Raw genomic sequence first — 24129 nt, forward strand, 5'->3', positions numbered from 1 at the left:
GAGCGCGCGCGAGGCGCGTCTCTGTTCATCCGAGTCGAAACGATTTATGAGTCAAAGGACCACGGCGCCCCTGGAGGGGGGGCGCAAAAGCCCGACGACGGGAGGGGAGCACGGGCTTCACGCGCTCACGCGCATGCAGCTTCGCCTGTGGATGGGGCAGCAGTTCGATGCGCGTGCGACGGGCTACCACATGGCCTTCTCCTTCGCGTTCGGCGGCGCGCTCGACCCCGCGCACTTCGACGCGGCGTTTCAGGCGGTGCTCGACCGGTGCGATGCGCTTCGGACGGTCATCGAGCAGACGGACGAGGGGCCCCGTCAACGCGCCGTGCCGCCCTTCCGCTTCGCGATGGAGGAAGTGGATCTGTCCGGCGCGCCCGATCCGGAGGCGGCGCTCGAACGCCGGCTCGCCGCCCGGGTTGCGTGCCCGCTCCGGCTCGATGAACGGCTCTTCGACACGGCGCTTTTCCGGATGGGCGAGGGACGGCACGTGTGGTACGTGAACCTGCATCACCTCATTGCCGACGGATGGTCGTACGAGCTCCTCTTCCGGCGCGTGGCGGATGCGTATGCGCGGGTGCGGGCGGGCACGCTCGACGCGCTGCCGGCGTTTCCCTCGTTTCATGCTTTTCTCGAACGCCGGTCGCCCGTACGCCGGGCGGCTTCGCCTTCGAACGGGGAGCCGCTTCCCCTTTTCGGGGAGACGTCTGCGAACCGGACCGCTCGGGAGCGCCGGATCAGCCGCACGCTTTCGGACGAACGGATGGGACGACTGAATGCGCTCGTCGCTTCCGAAGGCGCGCGCTCGATCAACGCGCACCTCGCCCGGACGAACATTCTCGCCGCGCTCGTCTTTACCTATCTCCATCAAATCACGGGGCGGCGGAGGCTCGTCCTCGGGATGCCGTTCCACAACCGTCTCGACGAGGCGTCGCGGGAGGTGGCCGGATTGTTTCAGGAGACGCTGCCCGTCGCCGTCGAGATCGGTGTGGAGGATACGTTCGCGTCCCTGCTCGAAAAGACGACTCGGGCGACGTGGACGGCGATGCGGAAGGCCCGGAGCGGCGTCGTGGAGGAAGACCCGCGCGCGTACGAGGTCATGTTCAATTATCCGAACGTCACGTTCTCCTCCTTCGACGGGATGCCGGTCGCGCCCCGGTGGCTCCATCCCGGCTTCGGCGACGGACGCAGGTTGCTCTTCGTTCAGGCGCACGACTTCGGTGCGACGGGCCGCCTCACGCTCGACGTAGACGTGAACGAGGGCGTCTTCGACGCGGCGCGGCGTCGCCACGCGGCGGACCACCTCGCATGCCTCTTCGATCAGTGCCTCGCCGAGCCCGGACGTCGGCTCGACGCGCTCGACCGCGTTCCGCCCGACGAGCGCGCGCGGCTGATAACGGGCTTCAACCGGACGGCGGCAGACTTTCCGGCGGACCTCACGCTTGCCGACCTCTTCGAGCGGCAGGTCGAACGCACGCCGGAGGCGACGGCGATGGTCTTCGGCGAGGCGGCGCTCACGTACGCCGAACTCAACGAGTGGGCGAACCGGTGGGCGCATGTGCTCCGGCGGCGCGGCGTGGGGCCGGGCGTGCCGGTGGGGGTCTTTGCCGAACGCTCCCCGGAACTCATGGCCGCGCTCCTCGCACTCTTCAAGGCGGGCGGCGCATTCCTCCCGCTCGACGTCGCTTACCCCCGCGAACGCCTCGCTTTCATGCTCGCCGACGCGCGCGCGCCGCTCGTGCTCACCCGGGCGCATCTCCGGGAAAAGCTCCCGTCCGGAACCTTCGACGCGCTCTGCCTCGATGCCCCCGCGCCGGAGGCTTCGCCCGCGAACCTCTCGCGTCCCGACACCGCGCCCGACGACCTCGCGTACGTCATCTATACCTCCGGCTCGACGGGCCGCCCGAAAGGCGTGGCGATGCCGATGCGCGCGATCACGAACCTCGTGTGGTGGCAGATGCACACCGCCACGCGGCTCGTCCGCCCGCGCACCCTTCAGTTCACGCCCCTCAATTTCGACGTCGCCCTTCAGGAGATCTTCGCGTGCTGGTGCGCCGGCGGCACGCTCGTCGTGCCCACCGAAGCCGTCCGCCGCGACCCCGAGGCCGCGCTCCGCCTGCTCATCGAAGCGCGGGTCGAGCAACTCTACGTCATCTTCTCGCCGCTTCGCCGTCTGGCCGAGACCGCCGTCCGCCTGGACCTCTACCCGACGAGCCTCCGCGAAGTGATCACTGCCGGGGAGCAGGTGCAGGTCGCGCCCGCCCTCGTCCGCTTCTTCGAAAACCTTCCGGATTGCACGTTCGAAAACCAGTACGGTCCCTCCGAGACGCACATCGTCACGCGGTGGGTGCTCTCCGGAGCGCCGAAGGATTGGCCGGTGCTCCCGCCCATTGGAAAGCCCATTGCGAACACCGAGATCTATCTTCTCGACGAGCACCTTCGCCCCGTGCCCGTGGGGATGCCGGGCGAGCTTTTCATCGGAGGCGTACAGGTGGCCGACGGCTATCTCAACCGTCCGGAGTTGACGGCGGAGCGCTTCGTGCCCGACCCGTTCTCCGGGCGTGTCGGGGCGCGGCTTTATCGCACGGGCGACCTCGGGCGTTTCCTTCCGGACGGCGACATCGCGTTTCTCGGGCGGAAGGATTTTCAGGTGAAAGTGCGGGGCTATCGGATCGAACTCGGCGAGATCGAGGCCGCGCTCGCGCGCCACCCCGCCGTGCGCGAAGCCGCGGTGACCGCGCGCGTGAATGCATCCGGCGACCGGAGGCTGGCCGCCTACCTCGTGCCGCGCGCCGCCCCGCCCTCGGCGGAAGAACTGCGCCGGTTCCTCGCCGAGACGTTGCCCGAATACATGATCCCGTCCCACTTCGTCTCGATTGAAGCGATGCCGCACACGGCCAACGGCAAGGTGGACCGGCGTCGGCTTCCCGCGCCGGAGGGCCGCCCCGTGCTCGAGACCGCCTTCGCCGCACCGCGCGACGGAGAGGAAGAAACCATCGCCGCGGTGTGGCGAGACGTGCTCGGGCTCGAACGGGTGGGGCGACGCGATAACTTCTTCACCCTCGGCGGCGACTCGCTCATGCTCGTCGAGGTCCACGCGCGTCTCTCAGAACGCTTCGACCGACCGCTTTCCATCGTGAACCTCTTCGAGTATCCGACCATTGTCGCGCTCGCTCGTTTTCTTCGCGAGGAAGGGGCTTCGGGTGCGGGGGCGGCGCGGGCGCGGGAACGGGCGATGCGGCAGAAGGAGGCGCTCCGGCGGCAGACGGCGCTCCGGGAGCGGCGCGGGGGGAACGACGGCGCAAAGGGTATGCACAACGATGGAGGAAACCCATGATCACCACCGATGCTTTTGAAGTGAAACCGATCGACGCGCCGCTCGGCGCGGAGATTACGGGCGTCGATGCTTCGGCTCCGCCCGCCGACGACCTCGTGCGCGCACTCAAGCAAGCGCTCGCCGAATACGGGGTGCTCGTCTTTCGGGGGCAACACCTCGCGCACGAGCAGGAACAGGTCGCCTTCACGCAAGCCTTCGGCGAGACGGTCGTGCCGTGGCTCCACGGCGGCGAACGAAACACCTTCGCCCGGATCGAGGAGATCAGCCCGCGTCCGGCGTATACGGGCGAACATCCGAGTTGCGTATACTGGGTCAACGGCCCCGGCTTTTATGACCGCCCGGACGACGGGTACGCACAGGACTGGCATGCCGACGTATCGTATCTTCAAAACCCCCTTCACTATTCGTTTCTGTACGCCATCGAAGCGCCCGAGAGTGGATATGAGACGTGGTACGTGAACCAGTACGCCGTCTATGACGATCTCGACGAGGCGACGAAAAAGCAACTCGACGGGCGCTCGATCTCGCATGAGTTCAAGTCGGCTTTCCCGAACCTTTCGGGCGCGCTGCACCCGCTCGTGCTCAAACATCCGATCTCGGGTCGACGCGCGCTGTACGGGGTCCCCGGCTACGATCGCGGCGCGCCGGTCGGGATGACGGAAACGGAGTGGCGGCCCATCCGGGAGCGGCTGGAGGCCAACCTCGCGGAAGAGCGCTTCCTGTACCAACATCACTGGCGCACCGGCGACCTCCTCGTGTGGGACAACCGGTGCGTGCTCCACCGGCGCGGGCCGCAGGTGCGCGGGCAGACGCGCATCCTCCGCCGCACCGTCGCCGGGGACGGCTCCGCGAACGACCTTCGGATGCGACTCCTCGGATGGGACTGAGGAGCGCACCCGCTCGAACCCGCAAATGACTCACCACCGGACCGAAGAATCGATGGACGGGATTGCCATCATCGGCATGCACGGGCGTTTTCCCGGCGCGAACGACCTCGATGCATTCTGGCGGAACCTCCGCGACGGCGTCGAAGGGATCACCTTCTTCTCGGAGGAAGCATTGATCGAGGCCGGCATCCCGCCCGAGGCGGTGCGTGCCCCCGATTACGTGAAGGCGGGCGGGGTTCTCGAAGATGCCGAACGGTTCGATGCGGCTTTCTTCGGATACCCGCCTCGTGAAGCGGCCCGCATGGACCCGCAGCACCGCGTGTTCCTCGAAGGGGCGTGGGCGGCGCTCGAGCACGCGGGATACGATCCCGCACGGTATGAGGGAGCCGTCGGCGTCTATGCGGGGGTGAGCCTGAACACGTACCTGTTGAACAACCTCTTCGCGGGACGGGACTTCTTGCCGCACATGAACGACCTCTCGGTGATCATCGGCAATGGGCCGGAGTACCTCGCCACCCGGGTCTCGTACGAACTCGACCTTCGGGGGCCGAGTGTGGCCGTGCACGCCGCGTGCGCCACCTCGCTCGTAGCCGTGGCCGAGGCGTGCCGGAGCCTGCTGACGTATGCGTGCGACCTGGCGCTCGCCGGGGGCGTCTCCGTACGTGTGCCGCAGGCGCGAGGCTATCGCTTCGTGCCCGACGGCATCTTCTCGCCCGACGGCCACTGCCGCGCCTTCGATGCGCAGGCGCGGGGCACCGTCTTCGGCAACGGCGTCGGCATCGTCGTGCTCAAACGCCTCGACGAAGCCCTCGCCGACGGCGACACGGTCTTCGCCGTGATCAAAGGCGCGGCGGTCAACAACGACGGCGCCGCGAAGGTGGGCTATACGGCGCCGAGCGTTCGGGGGCAGGCGGAGGTCGTCGCCACGGCGCTGGCGCTGGCCGAGGTCCCGCCCGAGACGGTGACGTACGTCGAGGCACACGGCACCGGCACCGCCCTCGGCGACCCCATCGAGATCGCCGCGCTCACGCAGGCTTTCGACACCGAAGAGAAAGGCTATTGCGCCATCGGATCGGTGAAGACGAACGTCGGGCACCTCGACGCGGCGGCGGGCGTGGCGGGCCTGCTCAAAACGGTCCTCGCACTCCATCACCGGGAACTGCCACCGAGCCTCCATTTCGAGACGCCCAATCCGAACATCGACTTCGAGAACACGCCGTTCTACGTCAACGCCGCGCTTCGTCCGTGGGAGACGGGCGCCTTCCCGCGCCGCGCGGGCGTGAGCTCCTTCGGCATCGGCGGAACGAACGTCCACCTCGTCCTCGAAGAAGCACCGGAGCCGCCGCCCCCCGCGCCCTCGCGTCCGTATCAGGTCCTCATGTATTCCGCCGGGACGGAGACGGCTCTCGACGTGATGAGCCGACGGTTGGCGGCTTTCCTTAAAGAAAACCCTGAAGTCTCGCTCGCCGACGCCGCATACACGCTCCGGGTCGGACGGAAAGCCTTCGTGCACCGCCGGGCGGTCGTGGCGCGGTGCGGGGCGGAGGCCGTCGCCGCGCTCGAAGCGGGCGACGCACGCTCGGGCGAAGCGCCGGAAGAGCCGCCGCCGGTCGCCTTCATCTTTCCGGGACAGGGGGCGCAGTACCCGAACATGGGGCGGGGGCTGTACGAGACCGAGCCGGTCTTCCGCCGGCACGTGGATGCGTGCGCGGAGCGCCTCGAAGCGCACCTCGGCTTCGACCTCCGCACGATCCTTTTCCCGTCCGAAGGCGCGGAGGATGCGACGGCCGAGAGGCTTCGACGCACCGGCCTCACGCAGCCCGCCCTCTTCACCGTCGAATATGCGCTGGCGCGGTTGTGGATGTCGTGGGGCGTGCAACCCGAGGCGATGACCGGGCACAGCATCGGCGAGACGGTGGCGGCGTGTCTCGCCGGCGTCTTCTCACTCGACGACGCCCTCGCCTTCGTCGCCGCGCGGGGACGGATGATGGAAGCGTTGCCCTCCGGAGCGATGCTCGCCGTCCTTCTGCCCGAAGAAGAGGCGCGGGCCTTCGTCGACGAGCCGCTCTCGCTTGCCGTCGTGAACGCTCCCGAACAGTGCGTCCTCTCGGGACCGCACGAGGCCGTGGCGGCGCTCGAGGCAAGGCTCGAGGCCGCGGGAGTCGCCTGCTCCCGCCTCCGCACGTCCCACGCCTTCCACTCGGCCATGATGGAGCCGATGCTCTCGGAACTCACGGAACGGCTTCGCGCGATGACGCTCCACCCGCCGCAGATCCCCTTCATCTCGAACCTCACCGGCACGTGGATCACCGACGATGAAGCCACGGACCCGGCGTACTGGGCGCGGCACGTCCGGAACACGGTGCGGTTCAAAGACGGACTGGAGACGCTCATGGCCGACCCCGCCCGCGTGTTCCTCGAAGTCGGGCCGTGGCGGACGATGGCGGCGCTCGGAGGATGGCCGGAGGCGAGCAAGCGCCACCTCCTGGCCTCGATGCGGCCTCCCCGCGACGAGACCCCGGACGAGGCTTTCCTCCTCGACGCCGTGGCCCGGCTGTGGACGGCGGGCGTGCCGGTGGATCCCGCCGGCTTCTTTGCGCACGAAAAACGCCGCCGCATCCCGCTCCCGACCTATCCGTTTGCGGGCGAGCGTCACCGGGTCGAGCCGGCGCAAGCGGCGGCCGCGACGGCGAAGCCGAAGGACGGGGCGGCCGTTCCCGAAGCCGGGAAAAGGACCGATCCGGCGACGTGGTTTTATGCGCCCTCCTGGCGGCGGCAGCCGAGAACGACGCGCGCGCTCGAAGCGCCGGAACGATGGCTCGTCTTCACCGATGCGCATGGCCTGGGGAGCGCCGCGCTCATGCGGCTCTTCGCGCAGGGGCAACGCATCGTGCGCGTGCAGCCCGGCAAAGCCTTCGCCCGCGACGACGAGCGCGTCTTCACGATCCGACCCGGCAACGCCGGGGATTACGTGCGGCTCTTCCGCGCGCTTCGCAAGGGGGACGGCCTCCCGAAACGCATCCTCGATCTGTGGGCCGTGGGCGAGGCGGCGACCGACGACGCACCCTTCGCGCATTTCAACCACCTCCTCGCCTTTGCCCACGCGCTTGCCGACCACGATCGCATCCCCCGGATGGATCTCACCGTCGTGACGACGAACCTCTTCGACGTGACGGGGGAGGAGCAGGCCCTTCATCCCGAAAAAGCCACGGTGCTCGGCCCGGTCCGCACGTTGCCGAAAGAGTTTCCCGGCGTCACGGCGCGGTGTGTGGACCTCGTCGTGCCCGAGGGGGGCGTCTTTGGCCCGTCGGAGGCGGACCGGGTGATCGCCGAGGCGGCGACGGATGCGGCGGCGGAGGTGGTCGCGTATCGCGGCCGGCATCGGTGGGTGGAGGCCTACGAGCCGGTCCGTCTCGACGCCGTGGCCGGGACGCCGCGCCTCCGGGAGCGGGGCGTGTATCTCATCACGGGCGGGATGGGCGGCATCGGGAGCGTGCTCGCCGGATATCTCGCCGGGACGCTCCGCGCGCGTCTCGTGCTCACGAGCCGGTCGGGGCTGCCGCCGCGCGAGGCGTGGGACGAGATCGTCGCACAGGGCGGGGATGCGGAGGTGATCCGGAAGATCGAGCGCGTGCGAACGCTCGAAGCGCGGGGGGCCGAGACGCTCGTGCTCGCCGCCGACGCTTCCGACGCGGCGGCGATGCGGACGGCCTACGCGGCGGCGAAAGCGCGTTTCGGCGCGGTCCACGGCGTCGTCCACGCGGCGGGTGTGCGGGGCGAGCGCATGATGTTCGCGAACACGCCCGAGGCGGCCGCCGCCGTCCTTCGCCCGAAAGTGCGCGGCGCACGCATCCTCGACGCCCTCGTACGCGACGACGATCCCGACTTCGTGCTCCTGTGCTCGTCCTTCGTCGCGGCGCTCGGCGAGGTCGGGCAGGCGGACTATGCCGCCGCGAACGCTTTCATGGACGCCTTTGCGCACGCCCGCCGTGCCTCGGGTGGTCCGTTCACCGTGGCCGTGGACTGGGAGGCGTGGGGCGAGGTCGGCATGGGGGTCAACACGGAGATCCCCGGACCGATGCGCGCCCGCCGGGAGGCGATGCTCCGAAACGCGCTCACGAACGGGGAGGGCGTCGAGGTCTTTCGCCGCGCGCTCGCCGCCGGTCTGCCGCAGGTGCTCGTCTCGACGTATGACTTCACGGAGCGGGCCGAAGAGCACCGCTCCGCCACGCTCGATGCCGCGTTCGAGGCGGCGGAGCCCGGGGCCGCCGCACCTTCCGGGACGCCGATGCCCGAGCCCGCGTCGTCGGAGGCGCCGCGCACGGAGATCGAGCGGGTGGTGGCCGAGACGATGGGGCAGTTGCTCGGGGTGGACACGGTGGGACGGGACGATGACTTTTTCGACCTCGGGGGCAACTCGCTTCTGGCGACGCAATTGAACAACCGTTTGCGCCGGCGCTATGAGCGGGCGGAGCTGTCGCTTCGAAGCCTCTTCGATCATCCGACGGCGGCGGGGCTGGCGGCGCGGATCGCCGAGGCGTACCCCGAGGAAGCTGCCGCCGAAGCGGCCGAGGCGCGTCGGCCCCTCCGCGAGCGGCTCGAAAGGGCGGCCCCCGGGGCACGGACGGCCCTCCTCGAAGCCTATCTCCGGCAGCGCGTGGCCGAGGCCCTCGGTCTGGCCCCCGACGCGCTCCCTCCGGACGGCGACCTCTCCGCCTTCGACCGCGACGCCATCGCCGAGCACGTGACGTGGACGCTCAAGGAATACCTCGACCTCACGCTTTATCGCACCGAGGTGCGGGCGCATCCGTCACTGGCTTCGCTCGCCCGCTTCGTGTGCGACGAATGGGAGCGGCTGGCCGTGCTCGTGGGCGGGGCGCCGCCCTCGAAGGCTGACGCGCCGAGTCTGTCTCCCGGCCCCCACTTCGAGACGACGGAGACGAGCCCGCGGAACCCGATCCCCGACGTGGCTTTCGTGCTCTCCGCCCCGCGTTCCGGCTCGACGCTCTTCCGGCTGATGCTCTCGGCCCATTCCCGCCTCTTTTGCCCCCCCGAACTGAACCTCCTCGGCCACATGGACATGCGGTCGTGGAGTGAGGACCGCGACATCCTCATGCCGCACGAAGGGCTCGTCATGGCCCTCACCACGCTCCTGGAGACGACGCGCGCCGACGCCGAGACCCTCGTGAACCGGCTCGTGGCGGAGGCGCGCCCGACGGCGGAGGTCTTTCGTATGATGCAGGCTCGCCTCAGCGACCGCGTGCTCGTGGACAAGACGCCCTCGAACGCGCTCCGCGTGGAGACGCTCGATCGCGCCGAGACCCTCTTCGACGCTCCGAGATACGTTCACCTCGTGCGCCATCCGTATGCGGTCATCGACTCCTTCGTGCGCGCCCGCTTCGACCGTGTGCGAGGCGACACCGGCGACCCGTTCGCCATCGCCGAAGCTTACTGGACCCGGATGAACCACAACATCCTCAAGCTCGCTGAAAAACTACCTGAGGAGCGGTACCTTCGGGTGAAATACGAGGACCTCGTCCGCACGCCGGAGGCGGTCATGCGGGCGGTGTGCGCGTTCCTCGGACTGTCCTTCGAAGAGGGGATGCTCCATCCGTATGCGCACAGCGAAATGTTCGGGGGGCCCGGCGACCCCAACATTTTCCGGCACACCGGCATTATCGCGAGCCTTGCCGACAAGTGGAAACGCGTCCGTTTGCCGCGCCCGCTCGGCGAAGCGGCCCGTCGGACGGCCGAGGCGATGGGCTATCCGCTCTCGGAGGAGAAAGGCGCGGAACGGGGGCGGTAAGCCGGACGGCGTATCATCGGGAGGGGGTTCGTATGCGGAGCACGATCCTTCGTTTTGAAGGACGCGTCGCTCCGAAGACGATGCCTTCGTCCGGGCCTCGCGTCATCGGCTCTTGCCGAACCGCGTTCCCGGGGCGACCATCGGGACGACACCGGCGAACCCACGGGGTAAATGCCCCTCCCTCAGCCCGCGTTATCATGCCTGCCGACCAATCGGACATACCACCCGTGGCGATGCGCACGCCTCCGAAGACGGCGCCGCTCTCGCACGCGCAGGAGCGGCTGTGGGTGCTCCACCGGCTCGAACCCGGCAGCACGGCGTACCACATCCCGCTCGCATTCCGTCTCGAAGGATGCCTCGACGCGGCGGCGCTCCGGCGGAGTGTGAACGAGATCATCCGGCGACACGAGGTCTTGCGCACCACCTTCCCGCTCGTCGACGGCGTGCCGGGGCAGGTCGTCGCGCCCGCGCTCACGTTCGACGTTCCGGAGATCGACCTGCGGGACGCGCCGGAGACGCTCGAAACGCGCATGGACGCGGTCATTGCGGAGCCGTTCGATCCGGCGACGGGACCGCTCCTTCGGGTCCGGCTCTTCCGTCTCGGCGAAGAGACGCGTGTGCTCCTCGTCGTGACGCATCACATCGTCTCGGACGGATGGTCGTCGGGGGTGTTCATGCGGGAGTTGTGCGCGTGCTATGCGGCCTTCGTCGAGGGACGCCCCTCGCCCCTGGCGCCGTTGCCTCTGCAGTACGCCGACGTTGCGCGGCGGCAACGCTCGCCCGAAGCCGAGGCCGAGATCGAGCGGATGATGGCGCACTGGCGTCGACGGCTCACCGGCGCGCCGACGGTGCTCGACCTTCCCCGCGACCGCCCGAGGCCCCGGGAGAAGAGCTATCGGGGAGGGCGCCGGTGGATGCGGCTGCCGCCGACGCTCACCGGAGCGCTCTCGGACTTCAGCCGCCGCGAGCGCGCCACCATGTACATGACGCTTCTCGCGGCTTTTGCGACGCTCCTTCACCGGTATACGGGGGCCGGCGAGATGCTCCTCGGGTCGCCCATCGCCAACCGGCGGAGCGCCGACGTCGAAGGGCTCATCGGCTTTTTCGTCAACACGCTCGTGCTTCGGATCGATTGCTCGGGAGACCCGACGTTTCGCGCGTTGCTCCGCCGCGTGCGCGACGAGGCGCTGGCGGCATACGATCATCAGGAGGTCCCCTTCGAGCGGCTCGTCGAGGCGTTCGCCCGGGACCGGCGGCTCGACCGGAGCCCGCTCGTTCAGGTGCTCTTCGGATGGCAGAACATGCCCTCGTTTCCCATGGAGTTGCCGGGGCTGCGCGTCACCCGCCTCGACGTGGGGAACGCCGGGGCGAAGTTCGACCTCACGGTGCTCATCCGCCCCGATGCGCAGGGGATGAGCGGGTTCTGGGAATACGACGCCGACCTCTTCGACCCGGAAAGCATCGACCGTATGGCCGGGCATTTCGAGACCCTCCTCGCCGCGGCCGTAGCCGATCCGGAGGCGCGTCTGTCCGAACTTCCGCTTCTGCGCACGGACGAGCGCCGGCGCATCGTCCATACGTGGAACGAGACGGCGGCGGACTATCCGGCGGATCGGTGCATCCATACCCTCTTCGAGGCGCAGGCGGCCCGTACGCCCGCCGCCGTGGCCGTCCGCGACGACGCGGGCGCGGTCACCTTCGCCGAACTGAACGCCCGGGCCAACCGGATCGCGCACGCGCTCGGGAAGCGAGGCGTGCGGCGCGGCGACGTGGTGGGCGTCTGCCTGCCTCGTTCGGCGGAGACGGTGGCGGCGCTCCTCGGTGTCCTCAAGGCGGGCGCCGCGTACCTTCCGCTCGATCCCGGCTATCCGAAGGCACGCCTCCGTTTCATGCTCGATGATGCTCGCCCCGCGGCGCTCGTCACCCGCGCCACGCTCGAAACGGCGCTTCCCCCACACGACGCTCCGACCCTCCGGCTCGACGCGGAGGCTCTCGCCGAAGCCGATCCCGTCGCCGACCCCGGCGTCGCCCTCTCGCCCGAAGACGCCGCGTATGTGATCTACACGTCCGGCTCGACGGGTCGGCCCAAAGGCGTCGTGGGCACGCATCGCGGGGCGGTCAACCGGTTCCACTGGATGTGGAAAGCGTACCCGTTCGAGGCGGGGGAAGTGTGCGCGCAGAAGACCTCGATCAGCTTCGTGGATTCGGTGTGGGAGCTCTTCGGGCCGGTGCTCCGGGGCGTGCCGGTCGTGGTGATCCCGGAGGCCGGGGTGCGGGATCCGCATCGTCTGCTCGATACGCTCGCGGCCCGGGCGGTGACGCGGCTCGTGCTCGTGCCCTCGCTCCTCCGCGTCCTCCTCGACGCCGAGTCCGACCTCGCCGCGCGCGTGCCGCGTCTGCGGCTGTGGGTCTCGAGTGGGGAGACGCTCACGCCGGATCTCGTCGAGCGGTTTTACGCGAGCCATCCCGGGGCGACCTTGCTCAACCTCTACGGCTCTTCCGAGGTGGCGGCGGACGTGCTGTTTTTCGACACGCGGGGGCGCGACGTGCGGGGCGGCGTGCCCCTGGGACGGCCCATCGACAACACCACGGCGTACGTCCTTGACGCGCACGGCCGGCCCGTTCCCGTCGGCGTGACCGGAGAGCTGTACGTCGGCGGCGCGGGGCTGGCGAAGGGCTACCTCCGACGCCCGCAACGGACGGCCGAGCGCTTCGTGCCCGACCCGTTCTCGGAGACGCCGGGCGCGCGGCTCTTTCGCACGGGCGACCGCGCGCGCTTCCGACCGGACGGGACGATCCTCTTCGCCGGACGCGTCGATCATCAGGTGAAGGTGCGGGGCTATCGCATCGAACTCGGCGAGGTGGAGGCGGCGCTTCGGCAGCACCCGGCGGTGCGCGAGGCGGCGGCGACGGTGCGTGAAGATCGCCCGGGGGACCGGCGGCTCGCGGCGTACGTGACGGGTGAGGAGGGGCGCGAAGCCGATCTTCGGGAGCACCTCCGGGAGCGCCTGCCGGCGTTCATGATCCCCTCGGATATCGTCGTCCTCGATGCGCTGCCGCAGACGCCGAGCGGCAAGGTGGACCGGCGCGCCCTGCCGGCGCCCGGCGCGGCTCACTCCGAGCCGAAGCGCGGGTGGGTCGCGCCCCGGAACGAAACCGAGCGGGTTCTCGCCGCGCTGTGGGCGGAGGTGCTGGGGAAAGCGCGCATCGGCGTCGAGGACGACTTTTTCGCGCTCGGCGGGCACTCCCTCCGCGCCGTCGAGATGCTCGCGCGTGTGGAGGCGCGCATGGGCAGGCGGCTGCCGCTCGCCGCCGTCTTCGAAGCGCCGACGGTGGCCCGCCTGGCGCAGAGGCTCCAGGCCGGTCCGGACCCCGGAGCGGGCTGGAAACATCTCGTGCCCATCCAGACGACCGGGACGAAGCCGCCGCTCTTCTGCGTGCACAACCTCGGGGGCAACGTGTTGCTCTACGGCGCGCTGGCCCGGCGACTCGGGCCGGATCAGCCGGTCTACGGCATCCAGGGACAGGGCCTCGACGGACGCGGCGTCACGTTCACGAGCGTAGAAGAGATGGCGGCGACCTACCTCGCCGAAGTGCGGCGGCTCCAACCGCGCGGGCCGTATCACCTCCTCAGCTTCTGCCTCGGCAGCCGCATCGTCCTGGAGATGGCGCGGAGGCTCCGGGCCGAGGGCGAATCCGTCGGGCTGCTCGCCTTCATCGACGGCATCAGTCCGGCGTTGCCCCGACCGAAAGACCGGATCTCCCTGATCGAAGCCTATGGCGCGCGTCTCGAAGGCATCCGGGCGGCGGGAGAGCGTGATCTGTGGGACCGGCTGCGGGACAAGGTGCGGAACCGGTATCGGCGGCATCGGCGACGGTTGTTTTTTGCGATGGCGCGCGCTTTTTTGCAGGCCGGGCGGCCCGTCCCGCAGCGGCTTAACTTTGCGTATCTCATGGAAACCTATCGGAACCTCCTTCGCGCTCATGAACCCGGGCCGTATCCCGGGCGGATCGTGCTCTTTCGGAGCAGCCGCATGCGCGACTTCCCCGACGACCTCGGTTGGAACACCTGTGCGATGGAAGGCGTGGAGACACACGACCTGGAAGGGCCGCATCGCCTGCTCGACGAGCCGTTCGTGGGCGCGGTGGCGCAAACCTTGAAATCCCTCATGGCCTGAGCCGGGCCGGACGAAGCGCGGACCCCCGCGGGCGACGTCCGAAGCCGCGCATCGGTCGCCTTGCCTTCAAACAGCCGTCATCCCGTTGAGTCGAAGCAAATTCGCATATCTGACGGCGCAACTGGCGCTGGTGCTCGGGGTGACGCGCGTGTATCGTGTTGAGGAGATGTACGGGTTTCAGGAGATCCTGCCGGTGATTTTCGCCGGCTTTCTCGTGCACACGTGGCTCCCGGGGCGGTGGCGGCTTCCGTTTTTCGTGCTGCTCTCCTTCGCGGCGCTCGGGGCGCTTCTGGGTTTCCTACAGGCCGTAGGGCTGATCGTGCTCGGGGTGGGCTTGCTCGCGCTCTGCCACGCGCCCGTCCCGTTTGCGGTGCGGGTGGGCCTGGTTGCGGCGGCGGGCGGGACCCTGGCAGCCGTGCGCGCGGGGTGGATCGTCGTGCCCGGATGGGAAGCCCTGCCCACGGTCGTCCTTCCGCTGCTCGCGGGGCTGTTCATGTTCCGCGTCATGATCTACCTCCACGACCTCCGGCGCGAGAAGATGCCGGCCTCGTGGGGGGCGCGCCTCGCATACTTCTTCCTGTTGCCGAACGTGAGTTCCCCGCTTTTCCCGGTCGTCGATTACCGGGCCTTCCTCCGCACCTATTACGACCGCGACGATGCCTCCGAGATCTATCAGAAGGGGGTCTTTCGGATGTTTCGCGGAGTGACGCACCTGCTTTTGTACCGCGTCGTTTACCTCTACGTCGTTCCGGACCCGTCCGCGGTGGAAGGGCCGGGTACGCTCGCATTGTACGTCGCGGGCACGTACCTGCTGCTTCTCCGCATATCGGGTCTCTTCCATTGCTCCACGGGGCTCCTCGCGCTCTTCGGATTCGACCTCCCGCCGGTGTTCCGGCGCTATGCGCTCGCTTCATCGTTCACGGATCTCTGGCGTCGGCTCAATGTGTACTGGAGGGACTTCATGAGCAAGCTCTTCTTCTTTCCGGCGTTCGTGCGTCTGAGGCGCTTCGGCGCGGCGGGGGCCGTGACGGGGGCCGTGTTGTTCGTCTTTGCGGCGTCGTGGGCGCTGCACGCGTATCAATGGTTCTGGCTCCGGGGCGAGGCGCCCGTGCGCCTCACCGACGCACTTTTCTGGGGGATTTTCGCGGCGCTCGTGGCGGGCAACGCGGTGTATGAACTCAGGCGAGGGCGGCGGCGCGCGCGCGCTCCGGACGGCTTCGCGTTTCGCACGGCGCTCCTGCGGGCCCTTCGGGTGCTCGGCGTCTTCACGGTGGTCGCGACGTTGTGGACGCTGGAGGCGAGCGCCTCCCTGGACGTCTTTTTAGACGTCATGGCGCGGGGCGTCTCGGGCGATGCGGGCGACTATGCCTCGCTCGCGCTCGTGGCGGCGGCGCTCGTGGGTCTCGGCACGGCGGCGCAATGGCTCGGCAGCCGGGGCCTTCGTTTCACCTTCGATGAGCGAGAGGCCGCCTCGCCGCGCGCGGCGCTTGCGGTGAGCCTCGGGGCCGTGATCCTCCTCGGGCTCGGTCAGCCGGCCCTCTGGACGCCCCTCGGTCCTGCCGCTCTCGACACGCTCGCCGCGCTCCAACGCGACCGGTTCAACCAGCGTCTCGCCACGCTCGGGGAGCCCGGGTACTACGAAGGCCTGCTCGCGCCCGGAGCGTATACGGCGGGACTGTGGCAGGTGCACGGACGCCCGCCCGCCGACTGGAAACGCACCATCGTGGAGGCGGGGGCAGGGCGGCACACGGGCGACCTGCTCCGGTACGAATTGTTGCCTTCCGTAGAGGTCCGGTTCAAACGCGTTTCCCTGCGAACGAACCGGTGGGGCATGCGCGACCGGGACTATACGCTTCGGAAGCCGCTCGGCACGTATCGGTTCGCCCTGGTCGGCGCGTCGACGGAGATGGGCTGGGGCGTCGAAAACGATCAGACGTTCGAAGCCGTTGCGGAACGAATGCTCAATGCCGGCGATTTCCCGGGAAGCCATGAACGATACGAGATCCTCAACTTCTCCGTGACGGGCTACAGCCTCCTTCAGGTCGTGCGGGTCGTTGAGACGAAGGTGTTCGCCTTCGAGCCCGACGCCCTGCTCATGCCGGGCATGGCCAACCCGGATCTTATCGTCTCGATGCTCGCCCGCCGGATCGAGCGCGGGGACGAACTCATCTACCCGTTTCTCTACGATCTGGTGGCGCGGGCCGGTGTGACGCCCGCGATGTCTCGGGCGGAGATGGAGCGTCACCTGCGCCCGTTCGTCGACGAGATGCTTCGCTGGGGGTATGCGCGGATAGCGAAAGCGTGCCGGGCGCACGGAGTCACGCCGGTGTGGCTGCTCAGCTTGCACATTCCGGACGAGCGCGGCAAGCGGAAGGGGGACTTCAACCTGCGGGCGGCGGACGTAGCCCGGGAGATGGGCTTCGTCGTGCTGACCCTCGAAGGCGCTTTTGACGGCGTCGAAGAGCCGTGGCGGCTTCGCCTCGCGCCGTGGGATCTACACGCCAATGCGGAAGCACACGCGCTCATGGGGCGGCGGTTGTACCGGGTGCTTCTGGAAAACGCAGGGGTGCTCGGGCTTTGAAAAAAGGCGGGAGCGGGACGCGGAGGAGCAAAGGATGACGCGGGGGCATGCCTCGCCCCTCAGGTCGCGAGGTCGGTGACGGAGAGGGGTTCGTCGAGGGCGAGGGCGCGGGCGTCGTCGAGGGGCATGAGGGCGAGCGGATCGAGGCCGTGGGAGGCGAAGCGTCGGGCGGCGGCGGCGGGGCGGGCGTCGCGCTCGTGGTCGAGCGACCACTGGGCATGGCGGGCGAGGAGCGCCGTTTCGAGCGCCCTTCCGAGAATGAGGGCGAAGCGTCGCGCCCCGGCTTCGACGAGGGGCCGCCCCGCGCGCATGGCCGCGCCAAGCCACGACTCCGCCGTGCGGACCGCCCGCCCCGCCGCCTGTACGGCTTCGGCGAGGTCCGGCGCGCGCACCTCGGCCGCGCAGTGTTCGATCTCGGCGTTGAGCGGGGCGAGACCGCCCGTGGTGTGGACGGCGCGGAGCGCGTCGAGCGCGAGGACGTTCGTCGTGCCTTCCCATATGGAGAGCACCTGCGCATCGCGATGGAGGGCCGGCAGGCCGGTGTCTTCGACGTAGCCCGCGCCGCCGAAGGCTTCGAGCACCTCGCTCGTGACGGTCACCGCCTGTCGCGCCGTGGTCAGCTTGGCGATGGGGGTGAGGAGGCGGAGGAGCGCGGCGTGATCCTCCGTGATGATTTCGGCTTCGGCGTGCCCGAGGAGTTCGGCGAGACGGAACGCGAGGTGGAAGGCCCCTTCGCACTCCGCCTGAAGGCCGGCGAGGGTGTCGACGTGGAGCGGCTGCTGGGCGAGCGGCGCCCCGAAGGCGATGCGCTTCCGGGCGTAGTCGCGGGCGAGGGCGAGGCCGCGCCGCATGTACGCCACGGCGGTGACGGCATTCCACGTCCGCGTGATGTTGAGCATCGGCGTGATCCGTCGGACGCCGTGGTCGAGTCCGGCGACGGGGGTGGCGGGCGTGCCGTCGAGCGTGAGCTCGGCCGTGGGCAGCTTGCGCGTGCCGAGCTTGTCTTTGAGCCGGTCCACCCGGATGTTCCGCAGCCGGCCGTCCTCGTCCCGGGTCTCTACATAGAAGAGGGCGAGGCCCTTGCCGCCGGGCGGGTTGCCTTCGGGGCGCGCCAGCGTCAGCGCCATCTGCGAGGTGACGGCGGAGGTGAACCACTTTCGGCCGTAGAGCCGCCAGACGCCGTCAGCCTCCCGGCGGGCGACGGTCTCGGAGCGCCCCACGTCCGAGCCGCCGGGAAGTTCGGTCATCCACTGGCCGCTCGTCCAGAACCGTTCGGGATGGCGGGAGGTGAGGCGGGGCACGGCGTGTGCGATGAGCGCCTCGTTCCCGGCTTCGAGGAGCGTGCGGGCCGCGCCGTCGGTCATCGCGAGGGGGCAGCCGTACATGTCCGTCGAGGGCATGAAGAGGTAGGCGAGGGCGAACTGGTGGGGACGAGAGAAGGCGCCGTGTTTGCGTTCGTACGCCGTCGCCACGAGCCCGCGCCGGGCGGCCTCACGCTCGGCCCGGGTCCACACGCGCGTCACGGCGATGCGGTCCACGCGCTCGCCCCATGCATCCCATTGCGTCAGGACGGGTTCGTTCGGGAGGTCGGCCTGTTGAAGGGCGTACCATTCCCCCCCGGCGAGACGGCCCATCTCGCGGAGGTCGTCCTCGATCTCGTGAAGCATCTCCTCGGGGAGCACGCGGCGGAGGTACGACCGGAGCACGCGGTCGTCGTCATACTGATTGCCGAGGGCGGGGGGCGTCTGTCGAAACGTCATGGCGCAGGTCCGGGCTGGTGAGCGGAAAGGCACGCGCGGCGGCTCGTCTGTTGAGGACCTCCGGCGCGCCGCTCTGTTCCGAGAAAATCCGTATCCGGCGAGACGGCCGGTCGATCAGCCCACCGGCGGATAGCCCACGAGCTGCCCCCCGTCGATCACGTGCGAGGCGCCGGTGACGAAATCCGAGGCGGACGAGGCGAGGAAAAGGGCCAGTCCCGCCAGTTCTTCCGGCATCGCCATGCGGTGCTGGGGCACGGCCTTGAGCACGGCCTCGTTGAGCGCGGGGTTGTCCCAGATGGCGCGGCTGAATTTCGTTTTCACGAAGCCCGGAATGATCGCGTTCACCTGAATATGATCTTCCGCCAGCTCCACGGCCAGCACTTCGGTGAGCATGAGCACGGCGGCCTTCGAGACGCAATAGACGCCCATCATCGGCTGCGGGCGCTTCCCGGCCACCGAGGCCACGTTGACGATCTTGCCTCCGCCCCGCGCACGCATCTGCCCGGCGCACGCCTTTGCCATGCGGAAATAGCCCTTCACGTTCACGTCGAGCGTTTTTTCCCAGTGACTCTCTTCGGCGGTCAGGATGGGGCCGAAGTGGGGGTTCGTCGCGGCATTGTTCACGAGGATGTCCACGCCACCCCAGGCCTCGGCGACGCGGGCGACGAGGCGGGCGACGGCTTCGGCGTCGCCGGTGTGCGCCGCTACGGGAAGGGCCTCGCCGCCGCCGGCCCGGATGGTCTCGGCTACGGCGTCGAGGGCGTCCTGTTTGCGGCTGGCGAGGGCCACCTTGGCGCCTGCCTGTGCATATGCCTCGGCGATGGCCCGTCCGATGCCCCGGCTCGCCCCGGTGACGAGGGCGACTTTGCCGGTAAGGTCGAACGAAGGAGGGAGTGTGTGCTTCATGGAAAGGGTCCGGGTCGGAGTTTGTGGGAAGGGTGGTCGGGGTTCATGCGGCGAGGCCGGGCCAGTGGTCGGCCCACGGGCGCGCCTCTTCATATCGGGCCGCGGCGCGGAGCACCGTGGCTTCGTCGAAGCGGCGGCCCACGATCTGAAGGCCGACGGGGAGGCCGTCTGCGGTGAACCCGGCGGGGACGCTCGCGGCAGGCTGTCCGGTCAGGTTGAACGGATAGGTGAAAAACGGTTCGAGCGCGCTCTCGACGGGCTCGCCGTCGATCGTCTGCGGGCCGAACTGTCCGGAGCGCTGAGGCGGCGCAGCCATGACGGGCGTCAGGAGCAGGTCGTACCGCGAGAAGAACGGCGCGAGCCGGTCCCACATCGCGTGCGTCCCGAACTCGCACCGGATGGCGTCGCGAAGGCTGAGGCCCTCGACGAAGGGGAGGAAGAGCGCGAGGTCCGGGTCGAGCCGTTCGGCAAAGCCTTCGGGCAGGTCCCGTTCGAACTGTACGAGGAGGCGCGGGAGCGTAGTCCCGGTGAAAAGGAATTCCGGCTTATCGAGGCCGGGCGAGGCGTGCTCGACGTGTGCGCCGAGGTCTTCGAACACGCGGGCGGCGGCTTCGCACAGGGCGCGCACCTCGGGGTCGACGCGACCGTAGCCGAGCGTCGGGCTCCACGCGAGGCGGAGGCCGTCGAGGGCGCCGTCGCACGCCGCGAGGAAAGGGCCGGGCGCAGGGGGGAGGCTGAGGCGGTCGCGGTCGTCGGGGCCGGCCATCACGTCGAGCAGGGCGGCGGCGTCGGAGACGGAGCGTGCGAGGGGTCCTTCGTGGTTGAGCGTGGCCCACCCGTCGAAGCGGGGCCAGAACGGGACGCGACCGAAGTGGGGCTTGAGGGCAAAGACGCCGCAGCATGAGGCCGGCACGCGGAGGGAGCCGCCGCCGTCGTTGCCGTGGGCGATCGGTCCCATGCCCGTGGCCACGGCCGCCGCCGCGCCGCCCGAGGAGCCGCCGGGGCTGTGCGCGAGCCGCCACGGGTTCCGCGTCGCGCCGAAGAGGCGGTTCTCCGTGTCGAACTTGCCGCCGAACTCCGGCGTGTTCGTCTTCCCGAAGAGCACACAACCCGCCGCCTTCATCCGCTCGACGAGCACGGCGTCGCGGTCGGGCACGTGGTCGGCGAAGAACGTCGAGCCGTAGGTCGTCCGCACGCCGGCGGTGTCCGTCAGATCCTTGACGGTCACCGGCACGCCGTGGAGCGGCCCCGTCGTCTCGCCCCGCATCACCGCGGCATCGGCCGCTTCGGCCTGCGCGCGCGCTCGTTCCTCTGCGCGCGTGACGACGGCGTTCACCGTGGGGTTGACTGCCTCGACGCGCGCGAGGACCGCCTCGAGCACTTCGACGGCGCGCACCTCTTTCGCGGCGATCATGCGTCCGAGGTCGAGGGCGGAGCGTTGCCAGAGTTCGGTCATGGGAAAGCCTCTCGCCCGATTCGGGCGCAAAAGGGAGGTTCGTTAGGATTATTCGCCGGGAAGTTAGAACTTCCGTGCGGGAGTTGGAAGATCATGCATGGAAAGGACGTATGCACCCCGGGCTGCGCTCCCCGGTGTTTCTGCGCGCGCTCCTTTCCGAGGGCATCAGAGAAAACGAGGACAGAATGATTGATTCCGAAGTATTGAGCATCGAGAAGGAGGGACACGTGGCCACACTCTGGCTCGACCGTCCCGGGCGTCGCAATGCGTTCGGGCCCGTGTTCTGGGCCGACTTGCCGAAGGCGATGGGCGCGCTCGGCGCCGACGACGAGGTGCGCGCCGTGGTCCTGGCTGCGCGTGGCCCGGCCTTCACCGTGGGGCTCGATCTCAAAGAGATGGCCTTTGCCCTTCTCCCGCCCGACGCCGACGCGGGCGCCCGCGGCCGGATGGACTTCTATCGCGGGCTCAAGGACCTTCAGGCGGCCATTTCTTCCGTAGCTGCGTGTCCGAAGCCGGTGCTCGCCGCCGTGCATGGCTATTGCATCGGCGCGGGCGTGGACCTCATCACGGCCTGCGACGTCCGTCTCGCCTCCGCCGACGCGATCTTCTCCGTGCGCGAGACCCGCATGGCGCTGGTCGCCGACCTGGGCACGCTTCAGCGCCTGCCGAAAATCATCAATCCCGGCTACGTGGCGGAACTCGCATACACCGGTAAGGATATTACGGCGACGCGGGCGAAAGAGATGGGTCTGATCACCGGTCTTTACGAAGACGTCGGGTCGCTCCATGCAGCGGCGCGCGGGATGGCCCGGGAGATGTCCGACAACTCGCCACTCGTCGTTCAGGGCATCAAAGCCGTGCTCCGTCAGGGAGAGCATCTTTCGGTCGAGGACGCGCTGGCGTACGTGGCGCTCTGGAACACCTCGTTCATGCACTCGAACGACCTCGCCGAAGCCGTCACGGCCTTCTTCGAAAAACGCACGCCGGAGTTTACCGGCGCCTGACGGATCGAAGGATTTTTTTACCCTCCTTGAAATAGGAAAACAGGCTCATGGCGTGCGGGAAAGAGAAACGTATCTTCTCGCCGGTCGTACGCCGTTGCGCCACGCATTGAACCCCCCGATATGTCAGATTTAAAAGGAAAGACCCTGTTCGTCACCGGCGGGAGCCGGGGCATCGGGAAAGCCATCGCCCTTCGCGCGGCCCGCGACGGCGCCAACGTCGTCATCGCGGCGAAGACCGCCGAGCCGCACCCGAGGCTGGAGGGGACCATCTATACGGCAGCGGAAGAGATCGAGGCTGCGGGCGGTCAGGCACTGCCCTGCGTCGTGGACGTGCGGCACGAGGAGCAGATCCACACCGCCGTGGCCGCCGCGGTCGAACGCTTCGGCGGGATCGACATCCTCGTCAACAACGCCAGCGCCATCTTCCTGGCGGGGACGCTCGAGACGCCGATGAAGCGATTCGATCTGATGCATCAGGTGAACGTTCGCGGGACGTTCGCGTGTTCGCAGGCCTGCATTCCGCACCTGAAGCAAGCGGAGAACCCGCACATCCTCAACCTGTCGCCGCCTCTGAGCCTCGACCCGAAGTGGTTCGCGCCGCACGTGGCCTATACGATGTCCAAGTTCGGCATGAGCATGTGCGTGCTCGGAATGGCCGAGGAGTTCCGGCCCGACGGCATCGCGGTCAACGCGCTGTGGCCGAAGACGACCATCGCCACGGCGGCAATACGGAACCTGCTCGGCGGGGAGGAGGTCGTCCGCCGGTCGCGCAAGCCCGCCATCATGGGCGACGCCGCGCACTGGATCTTCACGCAAGACAGCCGTTCTCTCACCGGGCGCTTCCTCGTGGACGAAGAGGTGCTCCGGGAAGCCGGCGTCGAAGACTTTTCGGGGTATGCCGTCGAGCCCGGTCAGGAACTCATTCCCGACTTTTTTCTTTGATCAGATCTTCCCCCGGAGCCACCCTGAAAGCCGAGGCGGCATCCGTCAGACAATGAGCGCTTCGCCGCGTGCTTTCCTTCAAATCTAAATATCCCTTTAGCATCCGGTAAATCTTAATGTTATTTTGAAGGCGGGCTGCGCCCTCGGCTTAATGAAGCTCCTATCTTGCCGAATATTCTGATGATCAGCGTACGGAGTCGGGAAATATCATCGCCACCCTCGAATTATCATCGCCACCCTCGTGTTCACCCATTGAACCCGATCTTTTCTAAGATCGCGCCCGGCCCTGGAGAAGTACTGTGTGCCGCGGCCGGCCCCTGAAGATTCTTCCTATGTCTGTCACCGCCATGAAACAGGATTCCGATCCCCAGGAGCGTGCGTCGAAGCGATTTTTTTCGTTTCTCGGCGCAGATCTCGAGGTCGGGAAGTTTCTCCTGATCGCCCTTCAACTGGGCATCGTCCTCGTGGCGACCCATCTGTTTCGCATCGAAGAGAACCAGGGCTTTCTCCAGATCACCCCGGTGATTTTTGCGGGCTTTCTGATTCACGCCTGGCTGCCGATGCGTCTGCGGATGCCCTTCTTTCTCGCGCTCTCGCTTCTGGCCATCGGGGTGCTGCTCGGCGTCGTGAACACGGTCATCCTCGTGGGGATCGGGCTGGCGCTGATCGGGCTGTGCCACCTGCCCATCGCCTTCGGCGCGCGCGTGGCGCTGGTCGTCGCCTCCGGCGCGCTGCTGGCGGCGTTCCGCGCGGAATGGATCCCCTCCTCATGGGCCGGACTGATTCTGCCCATCCTCGGCACGATGTTCATGTTCCGGCTGGCCGTGTACCTCTACGACCTCCGGCACGAGCGCAAACCGGCCACCGTCTGGGAACGCCTCTCCTACTTCTTCCTCTTGCCCAACGTCTGTTTCCTCCTTTTTCCCGTCGTCGACTACCAGACGTTCCGGCGCACGTACTACGACAAGGACGCCGCCGAGATCTATCAGAAAGGGGTGCTCTGGATCTTCCGGGGCGTCACCCACCTGATCCTCTACCGGCTCGTCTACTATTATTTTGTGCCTTCGCCTTCCGAAGTGCAGACGCTCGGGCAGGTTGCGCAGTACATGGTGGCGACGTACCTGCTCTACCTGCGCATCTCGGGACAATTCCACCTGGTGATCGGCATCCTGGCGCTCTTCGGGTTCAACCTTCCCGAGACGCATCATCTCTACTATCTGGCTTCGAGTTTCAACGACTACTGGCGCAGGATCAACATTTACTGGAAGGACTTCA

Annotated in this window: 10 protein-coding genes and 1 pseudogene; 8 read left to right on the forward strand and 3 right to left on the reverse strand. The window is 68.4% G+C overall.

Annotated features, from left to right (window positions below):
• Positions 1-46: 46 nt before the first annotated feature.
• From AC1HIY_RS04285 to AC1HIY_RS04305, 5 genes are all read left to right on the forward strand, one after another.
• Complete coding sequence (locus tag AC1HIY_RS04285) at positions 47-3334, forward strand: non-ribosomal peptide synthetase (RefSeq protein ID WP_479575474.1); 3288 nt, start codon at positions 47-49, stop codon at positions 3332-3334.
• On the forward strand, positions 3331-4221 hold the full coding sequence (locus AC1HIY_RS04290) for a TauD/TfdA dioxygenase family protein (protein WP_479575475.1): 891 nt from the start codon (positions 3331-3333) through the stop codon (positions 4219-4221). The genes AC1HIY_RS04285 and AC1HIY_RS04290 overlap by 4 nt, the downstream gene beginning before the upstream one ends.
• Before the next feature lie 25 nt (positions 4222-4246).
• Positions 4247-10027 (forward strand): beta-ketoacyl synthase N-terminal-like domain-containing protein, encoded by a 5781-nt coding sequence (locus AC1HIY_RS04295; protein WP_479575476.1) that lies wholly within the window; start codon positions 4247-4249, stop codon positions 10025-10027.
• A 197-nt stretch (positions 10028-10224) separates the two neighbouring features.
• Complete coding sequence (locus AC1HIY_RS04300; protein ID WP_479575477.1) at positions 10225-14205, forward strand: non-ribosomal peptide synthetase; 3981 nt, start codon at positions 10225-10227, stop codon at positions 14203-14205.
• 85 nt (positions 14206-14290) lie between these two features.
• Complete coding sequence (locus tag AC1HIY_RS04305; protein WP_479575478.1) at positions 14291-16786, forward strand: SGNH/GDSL hydrolase family protein; 2496 nt, start codon at positions 14291-14293, stop codon at positions 16784-16786.
• Positions 16787-16845: 59 nt separating this feature from the next.
• Here AC1HIY_RS04305 and AC1HIY_RS04310 read toward each other — a convergent pair whose 3' ends face one another.
• From AC1HIY_RS04310 to AC1HIY_RS04320, 3 genes are all read right to left on the reverse strand, one after another.
• Entirely contained in the window at positions 16846-18546 is a 1701-nt protein-coding gene (locus AC1HIY_RS04310) for an acyl-CoA dehydrogenase family protein (protein WP_479575479.1), read from the reverse strand.
• 114 nt (positions 18547-18660) lie between these two features.
• Positions 18661-19452 carry a glucose 1-dehydrogenase gene (locus tag AC1HIY_RS04315; protein ID WP_479575480.1) on the reverse strand — a complete coding sequence of 264 codons (792 nt, stop codon included), beginning with the start codon at positions 19450-19452 and terminating at the stop codon, positions 18661-18663.
• 43 nt (positions 19453-19495) lie between these two features.
• The gene (locus AC1HIY_RS04320; RefSeq protein ID WP_479575481.1) at positions 19496-20908 is read right to left on the reverse strand and encodes an amidase; all 1413 of its coding nucleotides are present in this window, start codon (positions 20906-20908) and stop codon (positions 19496-19498) included.
• A gap of 185 nt (positions 20909-21093) precedes the next feature.
• Between AC1HIY_RS04320 and AC1HIY_RS04325 the strand changes: the two genes are divergently transcribed.
• From AC1HIY_RS04325 to AC1HIY_RS04335, 3 genes and pseudogenes are all read left to right on the forward strand, one after another.
• Entirely contained in the window at positions 21094-21912 is an 819-nt protein-coding gene (locus AC1HIY_RS04325) for a crotonase/enoyl-CoA hydratase family protein (RefSeq protein ID WP_479575482.1), read from the forward strand.
• 120 nt (positions 21913-22032) lie between these two features.
• Entirely contained in the window at positions 22033-22854 is an 822-nt protein-coding gene (locus AC1HIY_RS04330; RefSeq protein WP_479575483.1) for an SDR family oxidoreductase, read from the forward strand.
• A gap of 347 nt (positions 22855-23201) precedes the next feature.
• Positions 23202-24129, forward strand: a pseudogene (locus AC1HIY_RS04335) (hypothetical protein); the annotation flags it as partial.

This window comes from Rhodocaloribacter sp. (assembly GCF_056451265.1).

What these genes read in the sequence shown, in the direction of transcription:
- AC1HIY_RS04330 (WP_479575483.1), top strand. Translation starts at nt 22,033, where the DNA reads ATGTCAGATTTAAAAGGAAAGACCCTGTTCGTCACCGGCGGGAGCCGG.
- AC1HIY_RS04295 (WP_479575476.1), top strand. Translation starts at nt 4,247, where the DNA reads ATGACTCACCACCGGACCGAAGAATCGATGGACGGGATTGCCATCATC.
- AC1HIY_RS04325 (WP_479575482.1), top strand. Translation starts at nt 21,094, where the DNA reads ATGATTGATTCCGAAGTATTGAGCATCGAGAAGGAGGGACACGTGGCC.
- AC1HIY_RS04285 (WP_479575474.1), top strand. Translation starts at nt 47, where the DNA reads ATGAGTCAAAGGACCACGGCGCCCCTGGAGGGGGGGCGCAAAAGCCCG.
- AC1HIY_RS04310 (WP_479575479.1), bottom strand. Translation starts at nt 18,546, where the DNA reads ATGACGTTTCGACAGACGCCCCCCGCCCTCGGCAATCAGTATGACGAC.
- AC1HIY_RS04320 (WP_479575481.1), bottom strand. Translation starts at nt 20,908, where the DNA reads ATGACCGAACTCTGGCAACGCTCCGCCCTCGACCTCGGACGCATGATC.
- AC1HIY_RS04300 (WP_479575477.1), top strand. Translation starts at nt 10,225, where the DNA reads ATGCCTGCCGACCAATCGGACATACCACCCGTGGCGATGCGCACGCCT.
- AC1HIY_RS04290 (WP_479575475.1), top strand. Translation starts at nt 3,331, where the DNA reads ATGATCACCACCGATGCTTTTGAAGTGAAACCGATCGACGCGCCGCTC.
- AC1HIY_RS04315 (WP_479575480.1), bottom strand. Translation starts at nt 19,452, where the DNA reads ATGAAGCACACACTCCCTCCTTCGTTCGACCTTACCGGCAAAGTCGCC.